Here is a 16,843-nt window from a genome sequence, read left to right as displayed (position 1 = left end):
GACGCGAGGTGCGATCGGTCCCGGCGCGCCCGCGGTCGGCGTAGAGGTCCGGCTCAGACCTCCCTCCAGATCGGTGCTGCTATGGCTGCTGCCGGGATCCGGGTGGGCGGGTCGCGCGGCTGGCGCTGCGGCCGGTGACGAAGATTCCGGCGGTCGCCACCGCAGGAGGCAAGGACTGTCGCACCCTGCGTGGGAAAGCCTTGAGCGACGAAGTGGACGGCCACGCCGGCGAAGACGGGGGCACCCCGGCCTCCTGCGGCCAGGAGACGACATTGTCGGCGGTGGACCAGGTTTCGGTCGGCGCCGGGGTGTTCAGCCGCTCCGCGAGTGCGTGTATTGCCGAAGTTGTCCGGGACGCCGGGATCCACCAGATCACGCCGTATGCGTCGCCGAACCGCTCGATGTACTCGCGGGCGAGCTGCGTTTTTCCGGCACCGCGCCGGCGTCATTGTGAAGCGAGTGAATGGCGACGACGAGATCGCGATGGGGTCCAGGTGGCAGCTGCATCGGATCCGGAAGTCGAATGGCCACGCGATACACTCCGAAACCCCGGTCGACCGGTGAGATTTCGTCGAGCGTCAAGGTTCGCACGGACCATTCACTGCGACAAGGGTGACATCGCACGGCGCGCATGGGGCGTGGGTGCGCAAAAGCCTTTGCCTGCCGCCTCCCGGCTGAGGAAGATGCGTCCCCATGGACCGTTCGTACACCGGACGCGTGGCCGCGGCCACGCTGCGGCGCGCCGTGATCGAGGACGCCGCCGCGGTGGCCGACGTGCTCATCGGCTCGCGCCGGGCCGCGGGCGACGCCATCCCGCCCGCCGTGCACTCCGACGACGAGGTCCGGGAGTGGGTCCGCACCGTGGTCGTTGCCGACCGTGAGGTGTGGCTGGCGGAGGACGCCGACCAGCGCCCGCTGGGCGTCCTGGTGCTGCACGAGGATTGGGTGGACCAGCTGTACGTCGCACCGGACTCCACCGGCACGGGGCTCGGGTCACGCCTCATCCAGCTCGCGAAGGCCCGCCGGCCCGACGGGCTGCAGCTGTGGACGTTCGCGAGCAACACCGGGGCGCAGCGCTTCTACCTGCGGCACGGGTTCGTCGTGGCCGAGACCACCGACGGGGCCGGCAACGAGGAGCGGGCGCCCGACATCCGGTTCGTCTGGCCGGGTCCGTAGCGTCCGCGCTACCGGCCGAGGGTGCCGGACATGTTGCTGACCCGGCCCAAGGCGTCGAAGTCCACGCGCAGGGTCGAGCCCTCCGGGTGCCGGGCGACCACCGCGGCCGGTGACGCCTCCACCCGCCACGACTGCTGGCGCAGGAACGACTCGACCGCGACGCGGTGGTCCACCGGGAAGCTCTGGATCACCTGCCCGAGCACGGTCAGCGCCCGTTCCGGCCGGACCGGCGCGGTGAGCTGCGGCGGGGCGTCGTCGAGGTGGAAGAAGAGCGCGCCGCCCGGGTACGGGCCGCGGTAGTAGCACCGGCCGGTCAGGCCCGACGCGAGGAGGGCGAGGCGGTGGCCGTCGGCGCGGTCGAGCGGGAACGAGGGGTCGGTCAGCTCGGCGATGCCCTCGCGGTGGCCGTGGTCGCGGAGCCAGCCGCACAGCCGCAGCAGCGCCGGCGGGAGGTTGCTCGCCTCGTTGGCCCACGCCCACAGCCACGTGCCGTCACCATGGCTCTCGGTGCCCAGGAGCTGGATGTTGTACCGCAGGTCGTCGCCGAACGTGACGGTGCCGGTGCCCAGGTCGAGCTGCCAGCCGCGTTCGCCGATCAGGTCGCCCAGGGCGAGCTGGCGGGCCAGTCCGGTCGCGACGTGCTCGGCGAAGAGTTGATCAAAATTCGGCACCGCCGCAGTCTGCCACGGGATGTCAAAATGCGCGGTGTGGAGCAGGACTTCTGGCGGGTCGAGCCGGGCTGGGTGCTGCACGACTTCGGTGACGGGGGCTACCTACCGTTCAATGACCTCACGTCCATGGCCCACGTCGTCTGCGACGACGAGGCTGACCGGGTCGTGGCCGGCATGCTCGGGGCCGGGTGCCCGGTCCGGCTGATGCCCCGCGACGACGGGCCGCCTACCCACGTCATCGTCTTCGTCGACCGGGTCCCGCCGGACGGGCTGAAGACCCTGGTCGAGCTGCGGCGCCTGCTGCACAGAAGTTGGCCGTTCGCCGGGCTCCGTGACCTGCTGACGCGGCAGCCGATCCTGGCCGGCGGCGCCGAGCTGGCCGCGCTGCGCGACGCCTTGGACGCGACGCCGCGGCTGCGGCCGTTCCTGTTCTACGAGACCCGCCGCGGCGGCCTGGTCCCGGTCTGGACCGGCTGACGGGCTGTCAGTCGAGACAGAACTCGTTGCCTTCGACGTCCTGCATGAGCTGGCAGGATTCGTTCTCCCCGTCGGCGAGCCAGAGCTTGCCGCGGGTCGCGCCGAGCGCCTCCAGCCGCGTGCACTCGGCCTCCAGGGCGGCCAGCCGCTCCTCGCCGACGAGGCCGGTGCCGACCCGCACGTCCAGGTGCACCCGGTTCTTGACGACCTTGCCTTCGGGGACCCGCTGGAAGTACAGGCGCGGACCCACCTTGGCGGGGTCGGCGCACGCGGCCCACGGGGAGTCCGCCGGCAGCTCCGGCATCTCGTAGCCCAGCACCTCGCTCCAGAAGCGGGCGACGCGCACCGGCTCCGCGCAGTCGAACGTGACCTGGACCTGCCTGACCGAGCTCATCGGCCCACCTTAGCCCGGGGCGTGCGTGGGTCCACTCCGGGCGGCCGGTGTCGGCCGTGGTCGACGGACCGGCCGGTGTCGGCCGTGGTCGACGGACCGGCCGGTGTCGGCCGTGGTCGACGGACCGGCCGCGGGAGGACGGCCGGTCCGCCGACCGCGCGGTCAGGCGGCCGAGGACGACCGGTCCAGAGGGTCGCCGGAGACCGGCGCCGGGTCGGTGGCCGGCGGCCGGAGGAAGCCGGTCGCCCAGGACGCCGGGACGGCGATCACCGAGACCACGATGCCCACGATCACCGGCGCGGAGGCCCCGTGCGTGGCCAGCGCCCAGCCGCCCATGAGGGAGCCGATGGCGATGCCGGCGTTGATGGCCGAGGCGGGCAGCGTGGCCGCCAGGTCGGCCCCGGGACCGGACAACGACACGATGCGGTACTGCAGCGACGGCACCATGCCGAACCCGGCGATGCCCCAGACGACCAGCGCCAGGGCGACGAGCAGCGGCACCCTGGCCGCGAAGTACAGCAACACCAGGGCCGCGGCGAGGACGACGTTGGTCACCAGGATCGCCCGCGACGCGTCGCGGCCGGCGAACCGGCCGCCGGCAAAGGCGCCGGCCGCGGTGGCCGCGCCGTAGGCCAGCAGAAATGCGCTGATGCGGGCGCCCGAGATGCTGGTGACCTGGTCGAGGAGCGGTGTGATGTACGTCAGCGTCGCGTACGGTCCGGCGAACAGCAGCACGCACAGGCCGAGGACGGCGAGCACCCGCGGCGCGAACGCGTGCCGGGCCTGGGTCCAGACGTTGCCCGCGCCGCCGCTGGGCACCGGCGGGATGACCAGGACCAGGGCGGCCAGGACCAGCACGCCGAGGCCGACGATCGCCAGGAACGCACCTTCCCAACTGCTGGCCTCACCGATCAGCGTGCCGATCGGCACGCCGAGCGCGGTGGAGACCGCGAACCCGCCGATGACGGCGGAGAGCGCCCGGCCGATCCGCTCCGTCGGCACCATGCTGATACCGGCGGTGAAGGCGAGGCCGACGAAGAGGCCCTGCAGCGCGCCGGTCACCGCCCGCACGACGACGAACGTGGCGAAGTCGGCGGTGAGCACCGCGACCAGGTTGAGCACCAGCCACGCGGCCAGCGTCGACCAGAGCAGCGGCCGGCGACCGAGCCTGACGGTGAGCGCGGTCAGGATCGGGCCACCGATGGACAGGCCGAGCGCATAGGCGGTGACCAGGAATCCGGCGGTGCTCACCGGCACGCCGAGGTCCGCGGCGACGGGTTGGAGCACGCCGACGACAACCAGCTCGGCGCTGCCCATCGTGAACGTCCCCAAAAACAGCAGGAGCAGTGCCAGGTTGGTGCGTCTCCGGCTCTCCGGCGCGGGCTGCGTGTGCATGACGTCCTTCCCTCAGCTCGCCGGGCGGGCCGCCCGGGCGTCCAGGCGCTCGGCGCGGGTCCGGGCCGTGTCCCGCCCGGGTGTCCGACCGCGTCTGCGTCGAAGCACACCGTACCGTAGATAGGGAGGGATCCCTAACATTTGCGCTTACTATAGTGCGAAGGGATCCCGCTGGTTCGTCGGGTGACGGCAAGGGGGACACGATGCGGCGGTCAGGCGCCGACACTCGCGAGCACCTGCTGCAGGTGGCGCACGATCTGTTCTACTGGCGGGGCATCAGGGCGACCGGTGTCGACACGGTGGCCGCCGAGGCCGGGGTCGCGCCCACCACGCTGTATCGGCTGTTCGGATCCAAGGACGGCCTAGTGGATGCCTACGTCGACCACGTCGACCAGGGCTACCGCAAGTGGTTCACCGCCGCCACCGAGCCGGGCGCGCAGCCGCCGCGGCAGCAGATCCTCGACCTGTTCGACAAGATCTTCGAATCCCTGCAGCCCGACACATGCCGCGGGTGCGCGTTCCTGATGACCATCGGCGAGTTCCCCGACAAGGAGCTGCCGGCGCACCGCCGGGCGGTGGCCATGAAGGCCTGGATCCGTGAGCGGCTGCACGCGCTGGTCCGGCACCTGGCCGAGGTCGAGCCCGTTGACGACCCAGACGCGCTCGCCGACCGGCTGGCCCTCCTCATCGAGGGGATGAACGCGTCGGTGCAGGCGCTCGGCGTCGACGGCCCGGTCCGACAGGCCCGGGCGACGGCGGAGCTGCTGCTCGACGCGGCCACGGCCCGGGGCGCCGCGCACCGTCCGGCCGGGGACTCCCGTCCCGGCACTTGACGCCAGCGGTAATCCGTGTGCGCCGTGCTGCGCGGGCGTGATGCGATCGGGCATGACCATCGACCGGGACGGTCTGGGTGACCGGATGAAAGCGCACGAGCGGGTGACGCAGGCGGTGCTGCCGCGGCGCACCCACACGCTGCTGCGGGTGGACGGCCGGGCGTTCCACGCGTACCTGCGCGGGGCGGCGAAGCCGTACGACGAGCCGTTCATGGCCGACATGGACGCCGTCGCGGTGGCGTTGTGCGCGGAGATCGCCGGCAGCGTGTTCGCCTACGTGCAGTCCGACGAGGTGTCGGTCCTCGCCGTCGACTTCGGTGGTGCCGGCACGCAGCCGTGGTTCGGCGGCGAGGTGCAGAAGTGGTGCTCCGTCGCGGCGTCCGTGGCGACGGCGACCCTGAACGCGCGGCGGCCCGGGAAGCTCGCGCTCTTCGACGCCCGGGTGTTCACCGTCGCCGACCCGGTGGAGGTGGCCCGGTACTTCATCTGGCGCCAGCGCGACGCGGTCCGCAACAGCGTCGCGATGGCGGCGCGTGCGGTGTTCCCGCAGTCGCGGCTGCACGGGGTGTCGTCCGGCCAGGCGCAGGAGATGCTGTTCGCCGAGCACGGCATCAACTGGAACGACTACCCGGCCGGCTGCCGGCGCGGGCGGGTCGTGGTCAAGGAGTCGGGGGAGCGGGACGTGACGTTCGTGCACAAGCGCACTGGCGTCGAGCAGACGGTGACGACGCTGCGCTCGTGGTGGGAGGTGCGGCCGGCACCCCGCTTCACCGCCGAGCCGGGCCACTTCCTCGCCGGCACCATCCCGGCGGTGCCACTACTCGCCGCCACCTGAGCTGCCTGCCTCCGCTCGTATGACGCCTGATTCGCTGGGAGTGCCGATGGAACTCGACGACCTGTTGGCGCAGCTGCCCGGTGCGCTGCGCATGGACGAGTTGCCGGGTGCGTGGTGGTGGTTCCCTGCGCCGGGGATCTCGTTCGCTGTGCTGCCGACGCTGGACGGGCGTTGGGGTATGCAGGTCGCCGGCCGGGACAACGCCGACCGGAGCCTGTATGTCGCGGTGCTGGAGTTCGCGCGCCGGCACGAAGCGGCCGTGTCGGAGCTGACCCGGGCGTTGCGGCCGGTTCCGGGGCGGGAGTTCGTCAGCGTGGGCGCGCTGCGCAACCAGATCTCGATGCTGGAAGGATCGGTCGGGAGCTTCGTCCTGGACAACGCGGAGCCGCCCACGGTCGAGACGGCGGTGCTGTCGGACCCGGGGTTCCCGTTGTGCTTCAGCCAGCGGTCCGTGCTTCCGCTGCCACGGATCCGGGCGGCGGTCGAGGAGTACTGCCTGGCTGGCACCGGGGACCGTCCCGAGTGCGTGGCGTGGACCAAGGGCGATCTCAACGGCCGGCGGCTCGGCGAGGACGCGGGGTGGGCTGCCGGCTTCCGCGAAGACACGGAGGTCTCGCGGAAGCCGGCACACAGCTCAGAAGCGCTTCGCGGCCTCGACGGCGTCGGCCGTGGCGAGGGCGCGGCCCGCGTCGGCGTCGGCGGTGGCGAGGTTGGGGCGGAACTCGACCGCGGTGAGGTCGGTGATGCCCGCCCAGCGCAGCCAGTCGTCGAAGTACGGGCGCTGGAAGTCGGCGCCGAAGGCGGGGCCGCGGCCCTCGCCGTACACGGCGCTGGTGTAGATGACCGCGGCCTTGCGGCCGGTGAGCAGGCCGGTGTAGCCGGCGGCGGGATCGAAGCCGAAGACCAGGCCCGGCTGGCTGACCACGTCGATGAACTGCTTGAGGATGTACGGCACGCCGGCGTTCCACATGGGCACCGAGAAGAGCAGCTTGTCGGCCGCGGCGAAGCGGTCGAACGCGGCGCGGGCCGCGGTCCAGGCGGCGGCGCCCGCGCCGGTCGGCTCGACGCCGGCGAACACGTCCATCTTGGCGCCGGCGGCCGCCGGGCCGAAGGCCGGCAGCGTGCCGTCCCACAGGTCCCACTCCTCGACGGTGTGGGTCGGGTGCTGCTCCCGGTACACCTGCAGGAAACGCGACGCGAGCGCGAGTGACTCCGAGCGGGCGCCGCGCGGGGACGCCGAGATGTGCAGCAGCTTGGTCATGACGGAACCTCCGACTGGAACGAACGCAGGAAAGTGTGTGCGCACGCACTAAGTTAGCCACGTGTGTGCGCACGCACAAGAGTTGGTACGGTGTGACGATGGACAACACGGCCGCCTGGGCGGGCCTGCTGCGGGTGCACGCCGCGCTGGTCCCGGTGCTGGACCAGGAGCTGCAGCAGGCCCACGGGCTGCCGCTGACCTGGTACGACGTGCTGCTGGAGCTCAACTCCGCCAAGGACCGGCAGCTCACGATGGGGGAGCTGGGCGCGAAGGCGGTGGTCAGCCGCAGCCGCACCAGCCGGGTCGTCGACGAGCTGACCAAGGCCGGCCTGGTCGAGCGGGTCGCCAACCCGGCCGACGGGCGGTCCGCGTTCGCCCGGATCACCGCCCCCGGCCGGGCCAGGCTGCGCGCCGCCGCGCCCACCTACCTCGCCGGCATCGAGGCGCACTTCACCAGCAGGATGACCCCGGCCGAGGCGCGCACGGTGGCCACGGCATTGGAAAAAGTGCTCAAGAGGTAGATACTCCCGGGGCATGGACAAGGGGCTGGGCCGCGACCTTGCGCACGCGCTGCGTACCGGCCCGTTCTCCGCCGCGCTCCACCTCGCCATCGAGGACCGCGGCATCGGCCTCGACGAGCTGCGGCAGCGCCTCGCCAGCAAGGGCGTCACCGTCAGCATCACCACGCTGAGCTACTGGCGGCGCGGGCGCAGCCGGCCCGAGCGGCCCGATTCGCTCAAGGCCGTCCGGCTGCTCGAGCAGATCCTGGCGCTGCCCGAGGAGTCGCTGATGGTGCAGCTCGGGCCGCGCCGGCCCCGCGGGCGGTGGCTCAGCCAGCCGCCCGGCACCATCGACGTGGACCGGCTGTTCAGCGACGGCACCAGCGTCGCGAAGATGGTCGGCGAGCTCGACCGGTGGATGTACCACGAGCTGACCAGGCTGAGCCTGCACGACCTGTACCTCGTCGGCCCCCGCCGCCAGGAGCTCAGCCTCACCTGCCGGCAGGTCCTGCGGGCCAACATCGACCGGGTCTCGCGCACCGTGGCGGTGTTCCTCACCGACGACCCGGCCGCCAAGGTCACCATGAACGCGGTGCGCAACTGCCGCATCGGCCGGGTCCGCAGCGACACCGGCGGCCTCGTCGCCGCCGAGATCATCTTCGACCGGATGCTGGCCCAGGGCGAGACGGTGGTGCTGGAGTACGAGTACCGCAGCGACTCGCTGTCGCCGACCGACAACTACTACCGCGGCTTCTCGACCCCGGTGACCGAGTACGTGCTGCAGGTCCAGTTCGACCACGACGCGGTGCCGGCCCGCTGCCGGCGCTTCGAACGGCGCGGCCTCAACGCCCCCGACCAGGGCGTCTGGGAGACCTGGATCGGCTCGACGCACGGCGCGCACCTCGTCGCCGCCGACGTGCCGCCCGGCATCGTCGGCATGCGCTGGGAGTGGGAGTGAGCATCGTCGCTCACCCCCACCCCGCGCGCGCCGCTACGCCCCGGTGATCGAGACGTCGTCGAGGACGAAGCTGGTCTGCAGCGACCAGTCCTCCACGCCGTTGAACTTCAGCGTGACCGTCTGCCCGGCGAACGCGCCGGCGTCGATGACCTTCTCCACGTACCCGTTGGTCTTGTTCAGGTTCGTGTACGTGGCCACGGTGGTGCCGCCGAGGGTGACGGTCAGCTTGTCGTAGGCCACGTTCTCGGTCTCCGCGGTGGTGATGCGGATCCAGAAGCGCAGCTGCACGCTCGAGCAACCGGACGGGATCGCCACCGGCTGCGAGACCGTGTCGGTCTGCACCTGCCCACCACCGTTGAGCCAGGCGTTGCGGGTACCGCTGCGTGCCGGGTACTGCGACCACGTGCCGATCACGTTCGCGGTCGCGGTCCACGGCGACGTGCCGCTCTCGAACCCACCGTTGCCGACGGGCTGCGCGGGTGTGCAGCCGCCGCCGGCGGTGACCGTCCAGGTGAACTGGGCCGACGCGGTCCTGTTCGCCGCGTCCTTGAGTGTCACCGTGACGTTCGACGTGCCCGCGGTCGTCGCGCTGCCGGTGATCCGACCGGTCGACGCGCCGATGGACAGCCCGGCCGGCAGGCCGGACGCGCTCCAGGTGTACGGCGTGGTGCCGCCGCTGCCCTGGACCTGCACGTCGACCTGTTGGCCGACGGCAGAGCCGCGGTTGCCCGGGTTCGTGACGACCGGGTCGCCGCTCGTGGTCGCCCCGACGTACAGCAGCACGTTGGGCGACCCGCTCCCGGCACCGGTGATCTTGCCGGTGGTGCCGTTGCCGACCAGCGCGTCGCGCACCTGGGCCGGGGTCGCGCCGGGGTTCGCGCCCAGGTACAGCGCGGCGGCGCCGGCCACGTGCGGCGAGGCCATCGAGGTGCCCGTCATCGTCGCGCTGCCGGTGTTGCTGGAGTACGACGCCGACACGATGCTCGTCCCCGGCGCGAACAGGTCCAGGCACGAGCCGTAGTTGCTGGTGCTGTTGCGGGCGTCGGCGCTGGTGCTGTTGCCGACGGTGATGGCCGCGGCCACCCCCTGCGGGCTGTAGTAGCAGGCGTCGTCGCCGTTGTTGCCGGCCGCCTGCACGAACTGCACGCCCGAGCTGATCAGGCTCGAGACCGCGCTGTCCATCGCCTGGCTGCTGCACCGGCCGCCGCAGCCGATCGAGTAGTTCGCCACCGCCGGCTTCTGGGCGTTCGTGCGTACCCAGTTGATGCCGGCGATCAGGTCGTCGTTCGTGCCCGTGCCCTGGCAGTCCAGGACCCGGACCGAGACGAGGCTCGCCTTCTTCGCGATGCCGTACGTGGTGCCGACCGCCGTGCCCGCGACGTGGGTGCCGTGGCCGTGACAGTCGGCCGGGTCGCTGTCGCCGTCGACGATGTCCGTGCCCTGCCTGACCCGGCCGCTGAAATCGGTGTGGCTCGCGTTCAGGCCGGTGTCCAGCACGTACACGGTGACGCCCTGCCCCGGGTCCGCCGGGTACGTGAACGCCTGGTTCAACGGCAGGCCGCGCTGGTCGATGCGGTCGTCGCCCCAGTTCGGCGGGTTGTTCTGGGTGTCGGCGACCGTGATGCGCTGGACCGCCTCCACCGCCGCGACCGCCGGGTCCGCGGCCAGCCGCCGCGCCTGCTGCTGCGACATGCTTGCCGAGAAGCCCCGCTGCACGGGGTCGTACACGTGCCGCGTCCGCCCGCCGAAGCGCCCCGTCAGCCGCTGCGCCTGCGCGGCGATCGAGGTGGATCCGTCTTTCAGCGTCACGATGTACCGCCCCGGCACGGCGTCGGGACTGTCGGCGTACAGGATCGCGCCGGCCGCGGGCACGGCCTGCGCCGCTCCGGCGGCCGCGAAGGCGCCGGCCAGCCCCGCCACGAGCGCGGTGCCGGCCACCGTAATTCGGTGCAACACGGGTGAACCTCCTCCGAGGGGATGCCAGCTCCGTGGCCGGGTCCCGTTGACACCGACCCCGGAGGGCTGCAGCAGAAGGTAGGAGCGCCCGACCTCCGATGGTCACCCCGTTGAACAGCAGCCACCGATTCAGCCGTTCAAAACTGTTTATGAGCTGTGTTTGCTCCGCGCCTGCCGGCGCGGGGCGGGGGTGCCCACCCGCACCCCCATGCTCGCTGCGCTCGCACCGCCGTGCGCTTCGCGCGGCGGCCTCACGCGCGTGCGCACGGCGTCCCGGTGGTTGCGGTGGTCGGCCAGTCAGCATGCGCCGGACCGGGGGAGGAGGGTCTGCGGCGACCGGGGCGGGCGGGTCGGGGCGACTGCCGACGCGGTGGTGCGGTGGTGCGGTGGTGCGGTGGTGCGGTGGTGCGGTGGTGCGCGGCACGGTGACCGCCGCCGGCGTGGCTGGCGTCGGGGTGACCAGCGTCCGATCGGCGAGCGTCGAAGCGTCGGCTGTCGAGGCGTCGACCGTCGAAACAGCGACCGTCGGAGCGCTGACCGGTCGAAGCGCCGGCCACTCAAGATAATGACCGTCGAAGCAGCGACCGTCGGAGCAGCGACCGTCGAAGCAGCGACCGTCGAAGCAGCGACCGGCGCGGTGCCGGCCAGTCGCAGTGTCGACCGTTCGAAGCGGCGGGCGTCGAAGCGGCGCGTGCCGGTCAGGCGGACAGCAGCGAGGACACCTGCGGGGAGTACGTGGCGTGCAGGACGAGCGCGGCCCCGCCGATGACGGCGGAGTCGACGCCGAGCGGGGACACGGCGACGTCGACGACGCGGATCTTCCTGGCCAGGGGGCGGGTCGCGAGGGCACGGACCACGGCCTGGCGGAAGCGGCCCTCGACGTGGCTGATGCCGTGGCCGCCGAGGATGACGAGGTCGACGTCGACGATGTTGACCACGTTGACCACGACGGTGGCGAGGTGCTCGGCGGCGGCGTCGATGACGGCGGTGGCGAGGGGGTCGCCGGCCGCGGCGGCGAGGCAGACCGCCTGGTGGTCCACGGCGGCCGGGTCGATGCGGTGCAGCGCGGCGAGCGAGGACGCGGCGGGATCGACGCCGGTCTGTGCGGCCATCGCTGACGCGCTGCGGGCCAGTGCCGGCACGGCGGAGGCCGGGGTGGTCGGGGCGTCGGCGAGCAGGTGGTGAGCGGCGGCGACGATGGCGGGCGGGTTGACCAGGCTCTCCAGGCAGCCGCGGTTGCCGCAGTAGCAGTCGGGGCCGTCCGCGGCAACGGAGGTGTGGCCGAACTCGGCGGCGTTCATCGAGCCGCCGCGGTGCACCTGGTGGCCGAGCACGAGGCCGCCGCCGACGCCGGTGCCGAGGTGGAAGTAGGCGAAGTTGGCGACGCCGCGGCCGGCGCCGGCCCACCGTTCGCCGACGGCGGCGGCGGTGGCGTCGTTGTCGAGCGTGACCTCGAGGCCGGTGGCGGTGGCGAGCATCTCCTTGATCGGCACGCGGCTCCAGTCCGCCAGCTGGGGCGGGGAGATGACCATGCCGACGTGCTGGTCGATGGGGCCGGGGGCGGCCAGGCCCAGGCCGAGGACCCGGTCGCGCTGGACGCCGGCCTCGCGCAGGACCTCGTCGACGAGCTCGGCCATGGCGGCGGTGACGATCGCCGGGTCGACCGGGCGCGGGGTGGGGCGGCGGACGGTGACGAGCGGCCGGCCGAGCAGGTCCACGACGACCGCGGCCAGCTCGACCGGGTCGAAGTGCAGGCCGACGGCGCGGCCGGCGTCGGCGTTGATGCGCAGCACGGTGCGGGGCTTGCCGCCGTTGGACGTGCGGGCGCCGTCCTCGTGGACGATGCCCTCGTCGATCAGCCGCCGGACGATGCCGGACACCGTCTGGGGTGTCAGCCCGGTGTGCTCCGCGATCTCCACGCGGCTGACACCGTCGGCGAGCTGAATCTGATCCAGCACCACAGCGCGGTTGTATTGCCCTACTTTAGGGAGGTTGGTCCCTACCTGTCGCACGTGTTCCCGCCTTCTCGCCGTCCTCATCACATCCTCTCGCAGGACGTTGACTTTGTAAAACAATTTGATTTACGCTCGGACACACGCAGCTAACCGCCCGGACACGAGGCAGTGGCTCTCGGCCCGCCCGCGACGCCGCGTCATTACCGGATTGTTACCAACCAGTCCAGCTGGCGGCTTTGCAAAGTCTGCGATCTGAAATAAGTTGGTCGCCACAACAAATGTGCCAACTGGCGTTCCCCCGGAGGCAACATGACGAGCAGCGCTCCGGTCTTGCTGGAGATGCGGTCGATCACCAAGGAGTTCCCCGGCGTCAAGGCGCTCGAGGACGTCAACCTGGTGGTCCGTTCCGGCGAGATCCACGCCATCTGCGGTGAGAACGGCGCCGGCAAGTCCACGCTGATGAAGGTCCTGAGCGGGGTGTACCCGTACGGCTCCTACACCGGCGACATCATCTACCAGGGCAGCGAGTCACGCTTCTCGGACATCCGCGCCAGCGAGCACGCCGGCATCGTGATCATCCACCAGGAGCTCGCGCTCGTGCCGGGCATGTCCATCACCGAGAACCTGTTCCTGGGCAACGAGCCCCGCCGGTTCGGCGCGATCGACTGGCAGGCCGCCAACAAGAAGGCCTACGAGCTGATGGCGCTGGTGGGCCTCAAGGAAGACCCCGACACGCTCATCAAGGACATCGGCGTCGGCAAGCAGCAGCTCGTGGAGATCGCCAAGGCGTTCGCCAAGGACGTGCGGCTGCTGATCCTCGACGAGCCGACCGCCGCGCTCAACGAGAACGACTCCCAGCACCTGCTCGACCTGCTGCTCGGCTTCAAGGAGCGGGGCATCACGTCGATCATGATCTCGCACAAGCTCAACGAGATCGAGCGGATCGCCGACACCATCACGATCCTGCGCGACGGGCGGACCATCGAGAGCCTCGACGTCAAGGGCGACGGGGTCAACGAGGACCGCATCGTGCGGGGCATGGTGGGCCGCGACCTCAGCAGCCGCTTCCCGGACCACACGCCCAACATCGGCGAGGTGTTCTTCGAGGTCCGCGACTGGACGGTCCGGCACCCGATCTCCGCCGACCGCCTGGTGTGCAAGGGCTCCAGCTTCAACGTGCGCCGCGGCGAGATCGTCGGCTTCGCCGGCCTGATGGGCGCCGGGCGCACCGAGCTGGCGATGAGCCTCTTCGGCCGGTCCTACGGGCACTGGATCTCCGGGCACGTCTACAAGGACGGCCAGGAGATCGTGCTCAAGACGGTCGCCGACGCGATCAGGCACGGCCTGGCGTACGTGAGCGAGGACCGCAAGGCGATCGGCCTCAACCTCCTCGACGACATCAAGACGTCGATGGTGGCGGCCAAGCTGTCGAAGATCTCCCGGCACGGCGTGCTCGACCAGGTCAAGGAGCACACCTACGCCGAGGAGTACCGCAAGAGCCTGCGGGTCAAGACGCCCACGGTCGACGAGGGCGTCACCAAGCTCTCCGGCGGCAACCAGCAGAAGGTCGTGCTGGCGAAGTGGATGTTCACCGACCCGGACCTGCTGATCCTCGACGAGCCGACCCGCGGCATCGACGTGGGTGCCAAGTACGAGATCTACGGCATCATCCAGAAGCTCGCCGACCAGGGCAAGGGCGTCATCGTCATCTCGTCCGAGCTGCCCGAGCTGATCGGGTTGTGCGACCGCATCTACACGGTGTTCGAAGGCACCATCACCGGCGACATCGCCCGTCGCGATGCCAACCCGGAAGTCCTCATGAAGCAGATGACCTCCACGAAGACCCAGCCGTCTCAGCAGCCGACTATGAAGAAGATGCCGACGTCATGAGCCGATTCAAAGACCTGCAGAAGAACCTCTTCGGGGGCACCACCTCCAACGCCCGCCAGTTCGGGATGATCTTCGCGCTCCTGGCGACCATCCTGTTCTTCCAGATCAAGACCGACGGGCTGACCCTCCAGCCCAACAACCTCATCAACGTCGTCAGCCAGTACTCGTACATCCTGATCCTGGCGATCGGCATGTTGATGGTCATCGTGGCGGGGCACATCGACCTGTCCGTCGGATCGGTCGCCGCCTTCGTCGGCATCGTGGTCGCCAAGGCCATGCAGGAGTGGGACCTGCCCTGGTGGGCGGCGATCCTCTTCGGCCTCGGCGTCGGCGCGGTCGTCGGCGCGTGGCAGGGCTTCTGGGTCGCCTACATCGGCGTGCCGGCCTTCATCGTGACCCTCGCCGGCATGCTGCTCTTCCGCGGCGCGAACCAGTACATCGGCAACGCCGACTCGGTGCCGGTGCCGGAGGCCTTCAAGCGCATCGGCGCGGGCTACATGCACGAGATCGGCCCGAACACCGGGTACAACAACCCGACGCTGCTGCTCGGACTGCTGGCCTGCCTCGCCGTGCTCTGGCGGGAGTACCGGGCCCGCAAGGTCCGCCTTGCGATGGGCGCCGAGCCGACCCCGGTGTGGGTGTCGCTGATCCGCCTGGCCGTCATGCTCGGCGTGATCATCTACGCCACGCTGCTGTTCGCCAGCGGCCGCCGCGACACCAGCTTCCCGATCTCCGGCATCATCCTGGCCGTCCTGGTGCTCGCGTACGGCTTCTACACCCGCAACACGGCCGGCGGCCGCTACATCTACGCGGTCGGCGGCAACGCCCGCGCCGCCGAGCTGTCCGGTGTGAAGCTCAAGCGGGTCAACTTCTTCGTCATGATGAACATGTCGGTGCTCGCCGCCCTGGCCGGCATGATCTTTGTGGCCCGTTCCGGGGCCTCCGGCCCGCAGGACGGTCTCAGCTGGGAGCTGGACGCCATCGCGGCCGTCTTCATCGGCGGCGCGGCGGTCTCCGGCGGCCTCGGCACCATCAGCGGCTCGATCGTCGGCGGTCTGGTCATGGCCCTGCTCACCAACGGCCTGCAGCTGCTCGGCACCGGCACCGACAAGACCCAGATCATCAAGGGTCTGTTCCTGCTCGCCGCCGTCGCGTTCGACGTCTACAACAAGAGCCAGGGCCGCTTCTCGATCATCGGGTCGATAAGCAAACCCTTCCGCCGGGAGTCAACCGGAGATCCGTCCGCACCATCCGGAACCGGACAACAGGCCGCCAAGACCCCGGTGGCCGGCTGACGCCCTTGTCCCGCCCCAACACCCGCACCACCATCCGAAGAAAGGCACTGCCCAACATGCGCAAGTTCCTCACCAGGAGCCTCGCCGTCAGCGCGGTCGCGCTGCTCGCACTCAGCTCCGCCGCCTGTGGCGACTCGGAGCGCGACGGCGACTCCGGCACCGGCGCGCCCGCCAAGGGCTTCGCCGCCGACTCCCTGATCGGTGTCGCGCTGCCGTCGAAGACGTCGGAGAACTGGGTGCTCGCCGGTGACCTGTTCACCAACGGGCTCAAGGACGCCGGCTTCAAGTCCGACGTGCAGTACGCCGGTGCCTCGACCACGGTCGCGGACCAGCAGGCGCAGATCTCCGCCATGGTCACCAAGGGCGCGAAGGTCATCGTCATCGGCGCCACCGACGCCGCGCAGCTGTCGACCCAGGTCAAGGCCGCGCACGACGCCGGCATCAAGGTCGTCGCCTACGACCGCCTCATCACCAACACGCCGGACGTCGACTACTACATCGCGTTCGACAACTTCAAGGTCGGCCAGCTGCAGGGCCAGGCCCTGCTGGACGGCATGAAGGCCAAGAAGGCGACCGGCCCGTGGACCGTCGAGCTGTTCTCCGGCTCGCCGGACGACAACAACGCCGGTGTGTTCTTCAACGGTGCGATGGACGTGCTCAAGCCGCTCATCGACAAGGGTGACGTCATCGTCGGCTCCGGCCAGAAGGACGTCAAGCAGACCGCGATCCAGGGCTGGAAGGCCGAGGGCGCGCAGCAGCGCATGGACTCGCTGCTGACCTCGACCTACACCGCGGGCAAGACCCTCGACGGCGTGCTGTCCCCGAACGACACCCTGGCCCGCGCGATCATCACCTCGGTGAAGGCCGCCGGCAAGCCGATCCCGGTCGTCACCGGCCAGGACTCCGAGGTCGAGTCGGTCAAGTCGATCATGGCTGGCGAGCAGTACTCCACGATCAACAAGGACACCCGCAAGCTGGTCGCCGAGACCATCACCATGGTGAAGGCGCTGCAGGCCGGCAACGAGCCGACCATCAACGACACCAAGTCGTACAACAACGGCGTCAAGGTCGTCCCGTCGTACCTGCTTCCGCCGGTCATCGTGACGAAGGCCAACGCCGCCGAGGCGTACGCCAACGACCCGAAGCTGTCCCCGCTCACCAAGTAGCACCAGGCACCTGACGTCGTGGGTCCCCGGAACACGGTTCCGGGGACCCACGGCTGCTTCACCCGGGTTTCCGCCGAAGGG

15 protein-coding genes are annotated in these 16,843 nt (G+C 70.7%); 9 read left to right on the top strand and 6 right to left on the bottom strand.

From position 1 onward, the window contains the following. The first annotated feature begins 693 nt into the window (after positions 1 to 693). Positions 694 to 1,176 carry a GNAT family N-acetyltransferase gene (locus OP18_RS24400; RefSeq protein WP_052387238.1) on the top strand — a complete coding sequence of 161 codons (483 nt, stop codon included), beginning with the start codon at positions 694 to 696 and terminating at the stop codon, positions 1,174 to 1,176. An 8-nt stretch (positions 1,177 to 1,184) separates the two neighbouring features. On the opposite strand, the gene OP18_RS24395 is transcribed toward OP18_RS24400, so the two are convergent. Next, positions 1,185 to 1,847: a DUF6882 domain-containing protein gene (locus tag OP18_RS24395; RefSeq protein ID WP_245635508.1), complete on the bottom strand. Its 663-nt coding sequence runs from the start codon at positions 1,845 to 1,847 to the stop codon at positions 1,185 to 1,187. A 36-nt stretch (positions 1,848 to 1,883) separates the two neighbouring features. Between OP18_RS24395 and OP18_RS24390 the strand changes: the two genes are divergently transcribed. Continuing rightward, on the top strand, positions 1,884 to 2,324 hold the full coding sequence (locus tag OP18_RS24390; RefSeq protein WP_156089731.1) for a hypothetical protein: 441 nt from the start codon (positions 1,884 to 1,886) through the stop codon (positions 2,322 to 2,324). 7 nt (positions 2,325 to 2,331) lie between these two features. Here the strand turns inward: OP18_RS24390 and OP18_RS24385 are convergent, their stop codons facing one another. Both OP18_RS24385 and OP18_RS24380 read right to left on the bottom strand, forming a co-directional pair. Beyond that, complete coding sequence (locus tag OP18_RS24385; protein WP_033361343.1) at positions 2,332 to 2,718, bottom strand: VOC family protein; 387 nt, start codon at positions 2,716 to 2,718, stop codon at positions 2,332 to 2,334. A 162-nt stretch (positions 2,719 to 2,880) separates the two neighbouring features. Beyond that, on the bottom strand, positions 2,881 to 4,113 hold the full coding sequence (locus OP18_RS24380; protein WP_033361342.1) for an MFS transporter: 1,233 nt from the start codon (positions 4,111 to 4,113) through the stop codon (positions 2,881 to 2,883). A gap of 203 nt (positions 4,114 to 4,316) precedes the next feature. Between OP18_RS24380 and OP18_RS24375 the strand changes: the two genes are divergently transcribed. Next, the gene (locus OP18_RS24375) at positions 4,317 to 4,946 is read left to right on the top strand and encodes a TetR/AcrR family transcriptional regulator (RefSeq protein ID WP_052387237.1); all 630 of its coding nucleotides are present in this window, start codon (positions 4,317 to 4,319) and stop codon (positions 4,944 to 4,946) included. Positions 4,947 to 4,998: 52 nt separating this feature from the next. Beyond that, entirely contained in the window at positions 4,999 to 5,781 is a 783-nt protein-coding gene (locus OP18_RS24370; protein ID WP_052387236.1) for a tRNA(His) guanylyltransferase Thg1 family protein, read from the top strand. Between the two features lie 634 nt (positions 5,782 to 6,415). On the opposite strand, the gene OP18_RS24365 is transcribed toward OP18_RS24370, so the two are convergent. Continuing rightward, positions 6,416 to 7,042 (bottom strand): FMN-dependent NADH-azoreductase, encoded by a 627-nt coding sequence (locus OP18_RS24365; protein WP_033361341.1) that lies wholly within the window; start codon positions 7,040 to 7,042, stop codon positions 6,416 to 6,418. 98 nt (positions 7,043 to 7,140) lie between these two features. On the opposite strand from OP18_RS24365, the gene OP18_RS24360 reads away from it, so the two are divergent. Beyond that, entirely contained in the window at positions 7,141 to 7,563 is a 423-nt protein-coding gene (locus OP18_RS24360) for a MarR family winged helix-turn-helix transcriptional regulator (protein WP_033361340.1), read from the top strand. 13 nt (positions 7,564 to 7,576) lie between these two features. Continuing rightward, on the top strand, positions 7,577 to 8,500 hold the full coding sequence (locus OP18_RS24355; RefSeq protein WP_033361339.1) for a hypothetical protein: 924 nt from the start codon (positions 7,577 to 7,579) through the stop codon (positions 8,498 to 8,500). A gap of 33 nt (positions 8,501 to 8,533) precedes the next feature. On the opposite strand, the gene OP18_RS24350 is transcribed toward OP18_RS24355, so the two are convergent. Both OP18_RS24350 and OP18_RS24345 read right to left on the bottom strand, forming a co-directional pair. Then, positions 8,534 to 10,456 carry a S8 family serine peptidase gene (locus tag OP18_RS24350; RefSeq protein ID WP_033361338.1) on the bottom strand — a complete coding sequence of 641 codons (1,923 nt, stop codon included), beginning with the start codon at positions 10,454 to 10,456 and terminating at the stop codon, positions 8,534 to 8,536. A gap of 698 nt (positions 10,457 to 11,154) precedes the next feature. Then, the gene (locus OP18_RS24345) at positions 11,155 to 12,417 is read right to left on the bottom strand and encodes an ROK family transcriptional regulator (protein WP_211273656.1); all 1,263 of its coding nucleotides are present in this window, start codon (positions 12,415 to 12,417) and stop codon (positions 11,155 to 11,157) included. Positions 12,418 to 12,720: 303 nt separating this feature from the next. On the opposite strand from OP18_RS24345, the gene mmsA reads away from it, so the two are divergent. Genes mmsA through OP18_RS24330 form a run of 3 tightly spaced genes read left to right on the top strand, consistent with a single transcriptional unit; the run spans position 12,721 to position 16,762 of the window. After that, positions 12,721 to 14,301 carry a multiple monosaccharide ABC transporter ATP-binding protein gene (gene mmsA, locus OP18_RS24340; RefSeq protein WP_033361337.1) on the top strand — a complete coding sequence of 527 codons (1,581 nt, stop codon included), beginning with the start codon at positions 12,721 to 12,723 and terminating at the stop codon, positions 14,299 to 14,301. Beyond that, positions 14,298 to 15,596 (top strand): multiple monosaccharide ABC transporter permease, encoded by a 1,299-nt coding sequence (gene mmsB / locus OP18_RS24335; RefSeq protein WP_033361336.1) that lies wholly within the window; start codon positions 14,298 to 14,300, stop codon positions 15,594 to 15,596. The genes mmsA and mmsB overlap by 4 nt, the downstream gene beginning before the upstream one ends. Before the next feature lie 56 nt (positions 15,597 to 15,652). Continuing rightward, positions 15,653 to 16,762, top strand: a complete 1,110-nt coding sequence (locus OP18_RS24330; protein WP_033361335.1) for a substrate-binding domain-containing protein — start codon at positions 15,653 to 15,655, stop codon at positions 16,760 to 16,762. Positions 16,763 to 16,843: the final 81 nt, after the last annotated feature.

It is taken from the genome of Dactylosporangium aurantiacum (assembly GCF_000716715.1).
GTDB lineage: Bacteria > Actinomycetota > Actinomycetes > Mycobacteriales > Micromonosporaceae > Dactylosporangium > Dactylosporangium aurantiacum.
This window is presented reverse-complemented; position numbering and strand designations above follow the sequence as displayed.

Bases quoted from the DNA above. Each gene is read 5' to 3' on its own strand.
- OP18_RS24375 (WP_052387237.1), top strand. From the start codon at position 4,317: ATGCGGCGGTCAGGCGCCGACACTCGCGAGCACCTGCTGCAGGTGGCG.
- mmsA (WP_033361337.1), top strand. From the start codon at position 12,721: ATGACGAGCAGCGCTCCGGTCTTGCTGGAGATGCGGTCGATCACCAAG.
- OP18_RS24365 (WP_033361341.1), bottom strand. From the start codon at position 7,042: ATGACCAAGCTGCTGCACATCTCGGCGTCCCCGCGCGGCGCCCGCTCG.
- mmsB (WP_033361336.1), top strand. From the start codon at position 14,298: ATGAGCCGATTCAAAGACCTGCAGAAGAACCTCTTCGGGGGCACCACC.
- OP18_RS24360 (WP_033361340.1), top strand. From the start codon at position 7,141: ATGGACAACACGGCCGCCTGGGCGGGCCTGCTGCGGGTGCACGCCGCG.
- OP18_RS24370 (WP_052387236.1), top strand. From the start codon at position 4,999: ATGACCATCGACCGGGACGGTCTGGGTGACCGGATGAAAGCGCACGAG.
- OP18_RS24355 (WP_033361339.1), top strand. From the start codon at position 7,577: ATGGACAAGGGGCTGGGCCGCGACCTTGCGCACGCGCTGCGTACCGGC.
- OP18_RS24400 (WP_052387238.1), top strand. From the start codon at position 694: ATGGACCGTTCGTACACCGGACGCGTGGCCGCGGCCACGCTGCGGCGC.
- OP18_RS24330 (WP_033361335.1), top strand. From the start codon at position 15,653: ATGCGCAAGTTCCTCACCAGGAGCCTCGCCGTCAGCGCGGTCGCGCTG.
- OP18_RS24385 (WP_033361343.1), bottom strand. From the start codon at position 2,718: ATGAGCTCGGTCAGGCAGGTCCAGGTCACGTTCGACTGCGCGGAGCCG.
- OP18_RS24380 (WP_033361342.1), bottom strand. From the start codon at position 4,113: ATGCACACGCAGCCCGCGCCGGAGAGCCGGAGACGCACCAACCTGGCA.